We start from the raw sequence: 13367 nt of genomic DNA, 5'->3' as shown, positions 1-13367 counted from the left end.
AGGGTCCCAAGCATCCCCAGGTTCTGTGCAAAATGCCTAAAGCCCGACCAAAACGGGCCGATAACCGGTTATCCCCTGTTCCCCACCGAAGGTCACCATGGCCACGCAAAATGCCCGCGCGGACTCGTTGTCCCTGCTGCTGTTCACCCTGCGCAGCGGCAAGTTGATGGCAATCAACCTGCTCAAGGTCAGCGAAATCATCCCCTGCCCGCCGCTGACCAAGCTGCCGGAGTCGCACCCCAACGTGAAGGGTGTGGCGACCCTGCGTGGCCATTCGCTGTCGGTCATCGACCTGTCACGCGCCATCGGCGAGCGGCCCCTGGAAGACCCGCAAGGCGGCTGCCTGATCGTCACTGAAATCAGCCGCTCGCGCCAAGGCCTGCATGTGCAGGCGGTCAGCCGCATCGTGCATTGCCTGAGCACCGACATCAAACCGCCACCCTTTGCTTCGGGCAACCGCTCGTTCATCACCGGCGTGACCCGGGTCGACAACACCCTGGTGCAGGTGCTGGACATCGAAAAAGTCATCCACTCCATCGCCCCACCGCCGGCCGAACCCGCACACGGCACCTTGAGCGAAGAAGACGCCAGCCTGCTGGCCGCCGCCAACATCCTGGTGGTGGACGACAGCCTGGTGGCCCTGCAGCAGTCGGTGCACACCCTGCGCAACCTGGGCATCGAATGCCACACCGCGCGCAGCGCCAAAGATGCCATCAACGTGTTGCTGGAGCTGCAAGGCACCGCGCAGGAGATCAACATCATCGTCTCCGACATCGAAATGAGCGAGATGGATGGCTACGCCTTCACCCGCACCCTGCGCGAAACCCCTGATTTCCAGCACCTGTACGTGCTGCTGCACACCTCGCTGGACAGCGCCATGAGCAGCGAGAAGGCAACCCAGGCCGGGGCCAACGCCATCCTCACCAAGTTCTCCTCGCCAGAGCTGACCGATTGTCTGGTGGTGGCCGCGCGTACCGTGGTGTTTGCCGAGCACTGATATATTAAGCGACAAACTCCCCGGCTTGCCGCCGGGGGTGAGTCGGGCATAATTCGCGCCCCTCGCAAGCAAATTGCCGGAATCGCGTATGAAGTTTTTCAGCTCTATCCTGATCACCTGCGCCCTCCTCAGCGGTATCGCCCAGGCCTCCAGCAGCCAGGCCTGGAACGAGCAGCGCCAACAGATGCTCAAGGCCTGCCTGGCCGCCAGCCAGTTCAAGGATGCCCACGCCCGCGGCAAGCCCGCCGAGTTCGATGACCAGGTCGGCATGAGCGCCCTGCTGGTCGAAGGCGTCTACCCGCAGAAGCACATGCAGCAACGCACCGGCACCGAGCTGTGCCTGTACGACCGCCAGCACCAGCGTGCCTTCATCAGCGAGTGGAGCCCGGAAGCCAAGTGACCGACAACTTGCGATTCGGTTGTACCGGCTGCGGCAAGTGCTGCACCGGGCACCACGTGCCCCTGACGCTGGCTGAGGCCCGCCGCTGGGCAGATGATGCCGGCCAGGTGATAGTGCTGATCGAAGCCTTCGTGGCCGATGGCCCCGGCATGCCGCCTGAGCAGCGCGAACATGTGCTGCGCCGCTCGTATCCGGTGGCCTGCGGCGACGGTGAGGCACGCGTGTCGGTGACCTTTGCCGCGTTCAACCCCGGGCGCTGCCGCAACCTGGACGACAACGACCTGTGCACCATCTATGAACAGCGCCCGCTGGTCTGTCGCATCTACCCGGTGGAAATCAACCCGCACATTCCGCTGCGCCCGGACAGCAAGGACTGCCCGCCGGAAGCCTGGCAGCACGGGCCGGAACTGATTCACGGCACGCAACTGGTCGATGCGGAACTGCAAGCGCTGGTGCAAGCGTCACGGCAAGCCGACCGCGATGACATTGCTGCCAAGGTGGCGGTGTGCCAGGCGCTGGGCATGACCACCAGTGCGCTCAAGGGCAATGGCTTTACCGCCTACCTGCCAGACATGGGCGCGTTTGCCACGGCGCTGGCGCAGGAGCCCATACCTGACGCTGCACAGTGGACCTTGCATGTGCAGGATGAACCGCTGGTCGCGAGCTTGCAGGCGCTTGGTTTGCGCACTACCCACGAAACCCCGGTGTACTACGCCTTCATAGGCTTTTAGCCTGAGCGACTTCAGCAAGCATTCCACGGTAACTGTGGGAGCGGGCGTGCCCGCGAACGCCGGCGCAGCCGGTGCCATCCACCGCGTCGTCTTCTTCGCGGGGACGCCCGCTCCCACAGTGCTCCCCTGTCGCATGCCACCCGGTGAAACTGACAGCGCTGTCAGCCAGCCGTCACGCTGCCGACCCGGTGCGGGGGCTATAAGATTGAGTACAGACAACCGTTTCCCTCCCACCTGGCCAAGGTGCCCGCACCGATGCGACGTCCGTCCCGCTCTGCCTTCCTCGCCGCACTGGCGCTCCTGGCCCTGGTGGTAGCAGGCACCTGGTTCAGCCAGCGCCAACCCGCACCGGCCGCCCGCGCGCAAACCGCCGTACCGGTGCGCGTGGTCAGCGTCGCCCAGCAGGACGTGCCACGCTATGCCAGCGCCATCGGCTCGGTATTGTCGCTGCACAGCGTCGAGATCCGGCCCCAGGTCGAGGGGATACTCACCCAAGTGCTGGTCAAGGAAGGCCAATGGGTCAAGGAAGGTGACCTGCTCGCTACCCTCGACGACCGCAGCATCCGCGCCAGCCTCGATCAGGCCCGCGCACAACTCGGCCAAAGCCAGGCCCAGATCCAGGTGGCCGGCGTCGACCTCAAGCGTTACCGCCTGCTCAGCAGCGATGACGGCGTGTCCAAGCAAACCCTCGACCAGCAACAGGCGTTGGTCAACCAGCTGCAAGCCACGGTCAAGGGCAACCAGGCGGCCATCGCCAACGCCGAGGTGCAACTCTCCTACACACAGATACGTTCACCGGTAACCGGGCGCGTGGGCATCCGCAATATCGACCCGGGCAACCTGGTGCGCACCAGCGACACCCAAGGGCTGTTCAGCGTGACCCAGATCGATCCGATCGCTGTGGAGTTCTCGCTGCCGCAACAGATGCTGCCAACCCTGCAAGGCCTGCTCAAGGCGCAAACGCCGGCGCTGGTCGAGGCCTACATGGATGCCGATGGTGAGCGCAACCTGCTCGGCGCAGGCCACCTTGCCCTGATCGACAACCAGATTTCGGCCAACACCGGCACGGTGCGCGTCAAGGCCGAGTTCGACAACAAGGACGGCCTGCTATGGCCGGGGCAACTGGTCACCGTGCGCCTGCGCACGGCGATGGACCAAGACGCCCTGGTGGTGCCGCCCCCCGTGGTGCAACGCAGCATCGATGGGCACTTCGTCTACCGCGTCGACGGCGACAAAGTCACCAACGTGCCGGTCAAGGTACTGTATCAGGACAGCACGCTGAACATCGTCGCCGGGGTCAAGGCCGGCGACCAGCTGGTACTCGATGGCCAATCGCGCCTCAAACCCGGCTCCAGGGTCGAGATCACCCCTGACGCCCCGCCGCCTGCCGAGATGGCCGAGCGCAGGAGCCAGCCATGAACACCCGCAATGGCGTCTCGGCGTGGTGCATCGACCACCCTATCGCCACCCTGCTGCTGACCTTCGCCTTGGTCCTGCTCGGCGCCATCGCCTTCCCGCGCCTGCCGGTGGCACCCTTGCCAGAAGCGGACTTCCCGACCATTCAGGTCACCGCCCAGTTGCCCGGTGCCAGCCCGGAAACCATGGCCTCGTCGGTGGCCACGCCGCTGGAGGTGCAGTTCAGCGCCATCCCCGGCATGACCCAGATGACCAGCAGCAGCGCGCTGGGCTCGACCACGCTGATCCTGCAGTTCACCCTGGACAAGAACATCGACACCGCCGCCCAGGAAGTGCAGGCAGCGATCAACACGGCCACCGCCCGCCTGCCCCAGGACCTGCCCAGCCCGCCCACCTGGCGCAAGGTCAACCCGGCCGACAGCCCGGTGGTAATCCTCACCGTCAGCTCCGCACAGATGCCCGGCAACGAGCTCAGCGACTACGCCGAAACCCTCTTGGCGCGCCAGCTCAGCCAGATCGACGGGGTCGGCCTGATCAACATCACCGGCCAGCTGCGCCCGGCCATACGGGTGCAGGCACAACCCGAGAAACTCGCGGCCATCGGCCTGACCCTGGCCGACGTGCGCCTGGCTATCCAGCAGACCAGCCTGAACCTGGCCAAAGGCGCGCTGTACGGCGAGCACAGCGTGTCGACCATCGCCGCCAACGACCAGCTGTTCCACCCCGAAGACTATGCGCAGCTGATCGTCAGCTACCGCAATGGCGCCCCGGTGCACCTGAAGGACGTGGCCAAGGTAATCAATGGTGCCGAGAACGCCTATGTAAGTGCCTGGTCAGGCAACCAACCGGGGCTGAATCTGGTGATCTTCCGCCAGCCTGGCGCCAATATCGTCGACACCGTGGACCGGGTGCTCGACGCCTTGCCGCGCTTGCAAGAGATGCTGCCGGCCTCGGTCGAAGTGTCGGTGCTGCAGGACCGCACCCAGACCATCCGCAGTTCGCTGCACGAGGTCGAGCTGACCCTGATGATCGCCGTGGCGCTGGTGATCGGGGTGATGGCGCTGTTCCTGCGTCAGTGGTCGGCCACCTTCATCGTCTCCAGCGTGCTCGGCGTCTCGCTGATCGCCACGTGCGCGCTGATGTACGTGTTCGGCTTCAGCCTCAACAACCTGACCTTGGTGGCTATCGTCATTGCCGTCGGCTTCGTGGTCGATGATGCCATCGTTGTGGTGGAGAACATTCATCGCCATCTGGAAGCCGGCGACGATAGCCGCACCGCTGCGCTCAAAGGCGCCGGCGAGATCGGCTTTACCGTGGTGTCGATCAGTTTCTCGCTGATCGCCGCGTTCATTCCGCTGTTGTTCATGGGCGGTGTGGTGGGCCGGCTGTTCAAGGAGTTCGCCCTGACCGCCACGGCCACCATTTTGATCTCGGTGGTGGTATCGCTGACCCTGGCCCCCACCCTTTCGGCGCTGTTCATGCGCCGCCCACCCGGCGACCACCAGGGCGGTTTCGGCCAGCGCCTGCTGGGTTGGTACGAAAAAGGCCTGGACCGCGCGCTGGCCCACCGGCGGATCACCCTGGGGGTGTTCGGCATTACCCTGGCGCTGGCCGTGGCCGGCTACGTGGGCATCCCCAAAGGCTTCTTCCCGCTGCAGGACACCGGCTTCATTCTCGGCACCACCGAGGCAGCTGCGGACGTGTCCTACCCGTCGATGATCGACAAGCACCTGGCGCTGGCGAAAATCATCGGTGACGACCCGGCAGTGCGCGCCTATTCGCACTCGGTGGGGGTGACTGGCAGCAACCAGACCATCGCCAACGGCCGTTTCTGGATCTCGCTCAAGCCCCGCGGCGAGCGCGATGTCTCGGCCAGCGAATGGATCGACCGGATTCGCCCGAAACTCGCCCAGGTGCCGGGCATCGTCCTGTACATGCGCGCCGGCCAGGACATCAACCTCAGCTCCGGCCCGTCACGCACCCAGTACCAATACGTGCTCAAGAGCAACGACGGCGTCGCGCTCAACCTGTGGACCCAGCGCCTTACCGACCGCCTGCGGGAAAACCCGGCGCTGCGTGACCTGTCCAACGACCTGCAACTGGGCGCCAGCGTCACCCGCATCGATATCGACCGCCAGGCCGCGGCGCGTTTCGGCCTGACCACCACCGACGTCGACCAGGCCCTGTACGATGCCTTCGGCCAGCGCCAGATCAGCGAATTTCAGACCGAGACCAACCAGTACAAGGTCATCCTCGAACTGGACGCGCAACAGCGCGGCAAGGCTGAAAGCCTCAACTTCTTCTACTTGCGCTCACCGCTGACCAACGAGATGGTGCCGCTGTCGGCCCTGGCGCATGTCGCCGCGCCAAGCACCGGGCCGCTGTCGATCAGCCACGACGGCCTGTTCCCGGCCGCCAACCTGTCGTTCAACCTGGCGCCCGGCGTGGCCTTGGGCGATGCGGTGCAGATCCTGGAGCGTGCGCAGCGCGAGCTGGGCATGCCCGACTCGATCACCGGCAACTTCCAGGGCGCCGCCCAGGCGTTCCAGAGCTCGCTGTCGAGCCAGCCCTACCTGATCCTCGCCGCGCTGGTGGCGGTTTACATCATCCTCGGTGTGCTCTACGAGAGCTTCGTTCACCCGCTGACCATCATCTCCACCCTGCCCTCCGCAGGCCTGGGCGCGATCATCCTGCTGTGGGCCAGCGGCCAAGACTTCAGCATCATGGGGCTGATCGGCGTGGTACTGCTGATCGGCATCGTCAAGAAGAACGGCATCCTGCTCATCGACTTTGCCCTCGAAGCCCAGCGCCACCACGGCATGACACCCGAACAGGCGATACGCCAGGCATGCCTGGTGCGCTTCCGTCCGATCATCATGACTACCCTGGCCGCGCTACTGGGCGCGGTGCCGCTGATGTTCGGCTTTGGCACCGGCGCCGAGCTGCGCCAGCCACTGGGCATCGCCGTGGTGGGTGGCCTGCTGGTGAGCCAGGCCCTGACGCTGTTTACCACCCCGGTCATATACTTGGCCCTGGAGCGCCTGTTCCACCGCCGCCAGGCTGCCCGCGCGGCAGCGCCAAGTGCCAGTTAGGACAAGACCATGCGTGTGCTGATCATCGAAGACGAAGAAAAAACCGCCGACTACCTGCATCGCGGCCTGAGCGAACAGGGCTTTACCGTTGACCTGGCACGGGACGGTATCGATGGCCTGCACCTGGCCCTGGAGGGCGACTACGCGGTGATCGTGCTGGATGTGATGCTGCCTGGCCTGGACGGCTATGGCGTGCTGCGCGCCTTGCGCGCACGCAAGCAGACGCCGGTGATCATGCTGACCGCCCGTGAACGGGTCGAAGACCGCATTCATGGCTTGCGTGAGGGCGCCGACGACTATCTGGGCAAGCCGTTCTCGTTCCTTGAACTGGTCGCCCGCCTGCAGGCCCTGACCCGGCGCAGCAGCAACCATGAACCCTTGCAGGTGCAGGTGGCAGACCTGTGGATCGACTTGATGGCCCGCAAGGCCACACGCGCCGGGCAGCGCCTGGACCTGACGGCCAAAGAGTTCTCGCTGCTCAGCGTGCTGGCCCGGCGGCAGGGTGAAATCCTGTCGAAAACGGCGATTGCCGAACTGGTCTGGGACATCAACTTCGACAGCGACGCCAACGTCGTGGAAGTGGCAATCAAACGCCTGCGCGCCAAGCTCGACGGGCCCTTCGACAACAAGCTGCTGCACACCATCCGAGGCATGGGCTATGTCCTGGAAAACCGCGCGGGGTAATTCCATCGCCCTGCGCCTGTCGGCGCTGTTCATCCTGGTGGCGCTGGGCGTGTTCCTGCTGATCGGCTCGGCGCTGTACCGCCAGGTCGACCGCAGCCTGGACCTGCTGCCGCAGGCGGAACTGGATGCGCGCTTCAGCGTGCTCGAATCTACCCTCAACCGCTTCGGCACGCAGGAACACTGGGCCAAGATCAACAACAAGCTCAACCTGCTCAGCGAAGAAGACAAGCGCATCCGCTTCTGGGTAGTCAGCAGCAACCCGGCCTACGAATACGGCCACCCCAGCGAGCTGGTCCGTGCCTTTGCCGAAGGCCCGCAGGGTATGCGCGACCTGCGCCTGCCCGACCGGCCCTACCCTTACAAGGTGCTGGTCAGCGAGCTACCGGGCCTGGGCGAGCGGCCACCGCTGCGGTTTTTGATTGGCATCGACACCGAAACGTTCTGGCAGGCCCAGCACAGCCTGCTGCTGGCGATTGTCGGGCTGGCGGTGCTTGGCGTGCTGCTGGCTTCAATGCTGGGGTACTGGGTCGCGCGCATTGGCCTGCGCCCGCTGCTGGCGTTGTCCAACGAGGCCCAGGCCCTGGCCCCGCCACGCCTGGATGGGCGTTTGCAAACCCACGCCCTGGCCCCGGAACTGGCACAGTTCGCCGGCGCCTTCAACGCCGCGCTCGACCGGGTCAGCCAGGCCTACTCACGGCTGGAAGCCTTCAACGCCGACGTCGCCCACGAACTGCGCTCGCCGCTGACCAACCTGATCGGCCAGACCCAGGTAGCGCTTACCCGTGGCCGCAGTGCCGAGCATTACTTCGAAGTGCTGCAATCAAACCTGGAAGAGCTGGAGCGCCTGCGCAGCATCATCAACGACATGCTGTTTCTGGCCAGCGCCGACCAAGGCAGCAAGGCCACCGCCCTCACCCAGGCCTCGCTGGCCGAAGAAGTGGCAACCACCCTCGAATACCTGGACTACATCCTCGAAGACGCCCAGGTCAGCGTGAGCGTGATCGGCGACGCCCAGGCGCCCATCGAAAAGGCCCAGTTACGCCGGGCGCTGATCAACCTGCTGAACAACGCCGTGCAGCACACCGCGCCGCACCAGGTGATCCAGGTGCAGATCGATGCCGGGCCCGAGCAGGTCAGCATCGCCGTGAGCAACCCGGGGCCGGCGATTGACGATGAACACCTGCCGTTGCTGTTCGAACGCTTCTACCGCGTGGATGCGGCGCGCAGCAACAGCGGTGGGGGCAACCATGGGCTGGGGTTGGCGATCGTCAAGGCGATTGCGCTGATGCATGGGGGGGAAGTGTTTGTGCGCAGTGGGGCCGGGCTCAATACCTTTGGTATCCAGTTGCCGACCTTGAGGCCTGCGCGCTCTGTCTAGGAGCGGCCTTGTGCCGCGAAAGGGTCGCGAAGCGGCCCCAGACGTTTTGGCAGGGCCAAGATTGCCGGGGGCTGCTGCGCAGCCCATTCGCGGCGCAAGGCCGCTCCTACAAGGACCGCGCAGGCTCTCTAGCGCGGGAGTTTGCGGCCAAAGTACTATTGCTTTTTCTTGGATCGTTACCTTTTGCGCAACAGTGCTTATCGCACTTCGCTCTGTTTCAAGTGCACTGAAAGGACTAACTTTACCCCCGTCCTCATTAGCACTTGCACCGCAAGAAGGTAGTTTCAAATGTCCAACAGTATGGGTATTGCCAGCGTCTTCGTTCTGTCTTCCCTGTTGTTGTCGCCCCTGGCCATGGCCGAAGAATCCAGCGCTTTCGTCACCCGTAATGCAGAGCTCGCCGCCGTCCATCAAGAGGCCCGCGACGCTGTAGCAGCAAACAAGGCAGAAGCCACCAAATCCCCAGAACAGACCGCTTCCAAAGTTTCTGTCGATGCCAATGCCGACAGCTGATCAAGCGCTGTTGCTGCTCCCGATTTCCCTTGGCTACACCATGGGCACCACCGGTGCCGATATGTTAGCCTTTTAAAGCCGCTGCCGATCAGCGGCTTTTTTTATGTGCTTTAAACCTCAGCCCGGCTGTAACGTCTACCTAAAAAAAAAGACGCACATTCAAAAATAAAAACTGCCCCACCGTCAGACCAAAGGAGCTAGTACCGGTGCCTTCCGCGTTTCGCTTTACCCCGCTGTTCATTGCGTTGACTGCAACGATCCCTGTCGCCGCCCAGGCAGATGAAGACAAGGCTGATGGCTTCATTGAAGGGTCGTCCTTCAACCTGCACTTTCGTAATGCCTACTTCAACCGCGACAACCACAACGCTGGCGTGCGTGACACCCGCGAGTGGGGCCAGGGCGCGGTTGCGCGCTTCGAGTCGGGCTACACCCCAGGCGTAATCGGCTTCGGCCTGGATGCCCACGCCATGCTGGGCCTCAAGTTGGACGGCGGTGGCGGCCATGCCGGCACCAGCATCCTGCCCGAGCACATCAAGGACGACGGTGAGCTGGGCGCTGCCCCGCATTCGTTCTCCACTGCCGGTGCTGCGGTCAAGCTCAAGGCATTCGACACCGAGCTGAAAGCCGGTGACCTGTTCCTCACCAACCCGGTGATCGCGGGCGGCGAAACCCGCATGCTGCCGCAGACCTTCCGTGGTGTGAGCCTGACCAACACCAGCATCGACGGCCTGCTGCTCGAAGGCGGCCAGGTGAGCTTTACCCACCCGTACAACCAGAGCGGCCACCGCCGCATCGACACCTACTACGGTTCGCTGGACGAGCACGACAAGAGCAAGCACCTGAACTGGGCCGGCGCGTCATGGAGCGGTACCGAGAACATCACCAGCAACCTTTACGCCGCCGAGCTGAAGGACATCTGGAACCAGTACTACGCGGACTTCGACTACACCTACGTGGTCAACGACCTGGTCAGCCTGAACCCGGGCGTGCACTTCTACCACACGCAGGACACCGGCCAGGCCCTGCTGGGCAAGATCGACAACAACACCTACAGCGTGCACTTCACCGTCAATGCGGGCTTCCACAGCGTCACCGCCGCCTACCAGCGGGTCAATGGCAATACGCCATTCGACTACATCAACCTGGGCGACAGCGTGTATCTGGACAACTCGCGCATGTACTCGGACTTCAACGCGCCAAACGAGCGCTCGTGGAAGCTGCAGTACGACTATGACTTCGCCGGAGTAGGCGTGCCTGGCCTGACCACCTCGCTGTCGTACTCGCGCGGCGAGGCCGATCTGACCAAAGCCACCCAGGACACCAGCCACTACGACTACTACCGTGAAGATGGCAAGAACGCCATGCACTGGGAACGTGACCTGGACGTGAAGTACGTGTTCCAGGAGGGTGACCTGAAGGACCTGTCGGTACTGGTGCGCTATGCCACTCACCGTGGCAGCCAGGGGTATGCGTCGATCGACAGCAACAGCGACAACGATGAAGTGCGGGTGATCGTCGACTACCCACTGAACGTGTTCTGATCCAGGACCGCTAGCGAGGGCTGCGCCCTCGATCGCCGGCAAGCCAGCTCCCACAGGTACTGCATAAGCCTGAAGCCCGGTGCTGTACCTGTGGGAGCTGGCTTGCCGGCAAAGGGCTGCGCAGCAGCCCCAGACGTGATTCCGTCGGACAAATCTTGTCCGACAATCACTGCTTCCCTAGAATATCGCCGCCGCGAATGGCCCTGCCCACGCAGTAGCGAGCATGCCCACCCGATTACCGCGTTTCGCATTTCTCAGGTCGCACCCCGAGCTGGCCCTCAACCTGGGCAGTTGCCTTGCCGTGCTCGCCATCGTGGCCATCGTCAGCTTCCTGCTGGCGCGTGAACGTGACAGCGTCGAGCTGTCAGCCATTCGCTCGTCAAGCAACATTGTCCAGCTGATCGAAAGCGACATCCTGCGCAACGCCGAACTCTACGACCAGTCACTGCAGGGCCTGATCTGGGCCGTCGGGCGCAAAGAGCTGCCGGAAATACCCGGCCCGCTGCGCCAACGCCTGCTGTTCAATGAAGCCTTCGTCGACCGCAAACGCGGCGACGTGCTGTGGCTGGACAAGCAAGGCAATGTGGTAGGCGACTCCACCAGCAGTGTGCCGCGCAAGGCCAACTTTGGCGAAACCGGGGTGTTCAAGGCACACCAGGCCAACGCCAATCTGGGCTTGCTGGTAGGCCCGCCATTCAAGGCCAAGCTCGGCGACCTGGACTGGTGTATCAGCTTCAGCCGGCGTATCTCCGGCCCTGATGGCGAGTTTGCCGGACTGGCAGCAGGCGCATTGCGCCTGTCGTATTTCAGTGAGCTGTTCCAGCGCCTGGACATCGGCGCCGACAGCAGCATCAACCTGTTCAATACCGATGGGCAGCTCCTCGCCCGTCAGCCCTCACGCCCGCAAGACCCGCTGATCGGTTCCAACTATGCCGAGCGGCCCAACTTCAAGCGCATTCTCAGCGAACAGAGCGGTAATTTCACTGCCCGCTCTGGCAGCAACGGCAATCCGCAGATCTACACCTTCGCCCGGGTCGCGCAGCTGCCACTGATCGTGCTGGTGGTGCACTCGGCCGACGAGGTGTTCCAGTCCTGGCGCCGCACTGCGGTTCTGGTCAGCGTCGCCACGGGCGTGCTGTGCGTGGGCATCCTCTGGCTGACCCTGCTCCTGGGCCGCGAACTGCGTCGCCGCCAAGAGGCCGAACAAGGTCTGGCAACGTTGGCCGCCACTGATAGCCTGACCGGCCTGGCCAACCGTCGCCGTCTGGACCAGGTGCTGCGCCAGGAGTGGGCGCGTGCGCAGCGCAATGGCAAGCCGCTGGCGGTACTGATGGTGGATGTGGACCATTTCAAGGCGTTCAACCAGCGCCATGGGCATGCCGGTGGCGACCACGCGTTGCGGGAGGTAGCCAAGACCATCGAGGCGAGCATCCGTCGGCCGGCAGATCTGGCTGCTCGTTATGGTGGGGAGGAGTTTCAGGTGGTGCTGCCGGAAACCGATCTGGCCGGCGCGCGGCTGCTGGCCGAGCGCATTCGTACAAGTGTAGAAGCGCTGGCACCTTTTGCCGATGACGCACACGCGGTAACAGTGAGCATCGGCATCGGCCTGTCCGGCACCCAGCACGAACTGAGCAGTGTGCTGGGCGCTGCGGACGAAGCCCTCTACCGGGCCAAGGCCAAGGGCCGCAACCGGGTAGAGGGGCCCGACGCTTAAGAGCGGGCGCGGGCGGCGTTGCGCAGGGCTTTGACCTGGTCATGGTTGCGCTGCACGCCTTGCAGCTGTTTTTCCACCAGGCCATAGGTCATGTCACTGGCGCTGCGGCCCAGCTTTACCAGCTTCTCGCGGGCTTCCTTGTAGGCTTTGAGGGCGTGGTCTTCACCGCGTTCGACCTCGTTCAGCACCGCTTCTTCGTCCTTGCCGGTGACCAGCGACTTCAGGTTTACCCAGCCGCGATGCAAGTCGCCGCTGATGCTGGTGGATGTTTCCGGGTCGCCGCCCAGCCGGCGCACTTCGCTTTGCAGTTCGCCGGCAGCGTTGGCGCATTCACCGGCACGCTGAACGAAGAACGCTTTGAGCTCGGGATTCTTCACATCATCGGCCGAGGCTTTGAATCCTTTCTCGCCATCCTTGCTGTATTCGATCAGGTCGTTGAGTACGTCAATCACGTCTTTGTTGGGGTTGCTCATGGTCGAACTCCTTGGCAGGTGATAGTCATCTACAGAGTTGCAGCGTTCGTGCCATGCTTTCGAGTAAAATAAATCCTTTGTTTTTCAATTGCTTATCTAATATTCAAGAATGGCTGATACCGGCGTTCTGCATGATCGCCGCTTGGGGCTTCGTGCAGATTGCAGTATGGTCGGCACTTTTCCACTCAAGGCGCGCCGAAGATGAAGCCGGAAATGCTCGAATTGCTGGTGACCCGCAGCATGCCGTTCGGCAAGTACCAAGGGCGCATCATTGCCGACCTGCCGGGGGACTACCTGGCCTGGTTTGCGCGCAAGGGTTTCCCCACGGGTGAGCTGGGCGGGTTGCTGGCGTTGATGCATGAAATCGACCACAACGGGCTGGGGGATCTGCTGGTACCGTTGCGCAACAAGCATGGGCGTTGACCTGC

Annotated in this window: 12 protein-coding genes; 11 read left to right on the top strand and 1 reads right to left on the bottom strand. The window is 63.6% G+C overall.

Going from position 1 to position 13367, the window contains the following annotated elements; all coding sequences use genetic code 11:
- Positions 1–97: 97 nt before the first annotated feature.
- From ACK1VC_RS17510 to ACK1VC_RS17465, 10 genes are all read left to right on the top strand, one after another.
- Entirely contained in the window at positions 98–997 is a 900-nt protein-coding gene (locus tag ACK1VC_RS17510) for a chemotaxis protein (protein ID WP_016484932.1), read from the top strand.
- Between the two features lie 88 nt (positions 998–1085).
- A complete protein-coding gene (locus tag ACK1VC_RS17505) occupies positions 1086–1397 on the top strand; it encodes a hypothetical protein (RefSeq protein ID WP_016484931.1) in 312 nt (103 codons plus the stop codon).
- Positions 1394–2128, top strand: coding sequence for a YkgJ family cysteine cluster protein (locus ACK1VC_RS17500; protein ID WP_102667994.1), 735 nt, complete (start codon positions 1394–1396; stop codon positions 2126–2128). Before ACK1VC_RS17505 ends, ACK1VC_RS17500 begins: the two co-directional genes overlap by 4 nt.
- Positions 2129–2383: 255 nt before the next feature.
- Complete coding sequence (locus ACK1VC_RS17495; protein ID WP_102667993.1) at positions 2384–3547, top strand: efflux RND transporter periplasmic adaptor subunit; 1164 nt, start codon at positions 2384–2386, stop codon at positions 3545–3547.
- Positions 3544–6636, top strand: a complete 3093-nt coding sequence (locus ACK1VC_RS17490) for a multidrug efflux RND transporter permease subunit (protein WP_060517664.1) — start codon at positions 3544–3546, stop codon at positions 6634–6636. Before ACK1VC_RS17495 ends, ACK1VC_RS17490 begins: the two co-directional genes overlap by 4 nt.
- Before the next feature lie 9 nt (positions 6637–6645).
- Positions 6646–7320: a heavy metal response regulator transcription factor gene (locus ACK1VC_RS17485; protein WP_023047985.1), complete on the top strand. Its 675-nt coding sequence runs from the start codon at positions 6646–6648 to the stop codon at positions 7318–7320.
- On the top strand, positions 7295–8698 hold the full coding sequence (locus ACK1VC_RS17480; RefSeq protein ID WP_191087272.1) for a heavy metal sensor histidine kinase: 1404 nt from the start codon (positions 7295–7297) through the stop codon (positions 8696–8698). The genes ACK1VC_RS17485 and ACK1VC_RS17480 overlap by 26 nt, the downstream gene beginning before the upstream one ends.
- Positions 8699–8986: 288 nt before the next feature.
- A complete protein-coding gene (locus ACK1VC_RS17475) occupies positions 8987–9211 on the top strand; it encodes a hypothetical protein (protein ID WP_016484926.1) in 225 nt (74 codons plus the stop codon).
- A 206-nt stretch (positions 9212–9417) separates the two neighbouring features.
- On the top strand, positions 9418–10752 hold the full coding sequence (locus ACK1VC_RS17470; protein WP_016484925.1) for an OprD family porin: 1335 nt from the start codon (positions 9418–9420) through the stop codon (positions 10750–10752).
- 223 nt (positions 10753–10975) lie between these two features.
- Positions 10976–12466, top strand: a complete 1491-nt coding sequence (locus tag ACK1VC_RS17465; RefSeq protein ID WP_016484924.1) for a sensor domain-containing diguanylate cyclase — start codon at positions 10976–10978, stop codon at positions 12464–12466.
- Here ACK1VC_RS17465 and ACK1VC_RS17460 read toward each other — a convergent pair.
- The gene (locus ACK1VC_RS17460; RefSeq protein WP_016484923.1) at positions 12463–12939 is read right to left on the bottom strand and encodes a ferritin-like domain-containing protein; all 477 of its coding nucleotides are present in this window, start codon (positions 12937–12939) and stop codon (positions 12463–12465) included. The two genes, ACK1VC_RS17465 and ACK1VC_RS17460, sit on opposite strands and share 4 nt — an antisense overlap.
- 201 nt (positions 12940–13140) lie before the next feature.
- On the opposite strand from ACK1VC_RS17460, the gene ACK1VC_RS17455 reads away from it, so the two are divergent.
- Positions 13141–13362 (top strand): DUF3820 family protein, encoded by a 222-nt coding sequence (locus ACK1VC_RS17455; RefSeq protein ID WP_016484922.1) that lies wholly within the window; start codon positions 13141–13143, stop codon positions 13360–13362.
- Positions 13363–13367: the final 5 nt, after the last annotated feature.

The organism is Pseudomonas sp. XP2, from assembly GCF_053557975.1.
This window is presented reverse-complemented; position numbering and strand designations above follow the sequence as displayed.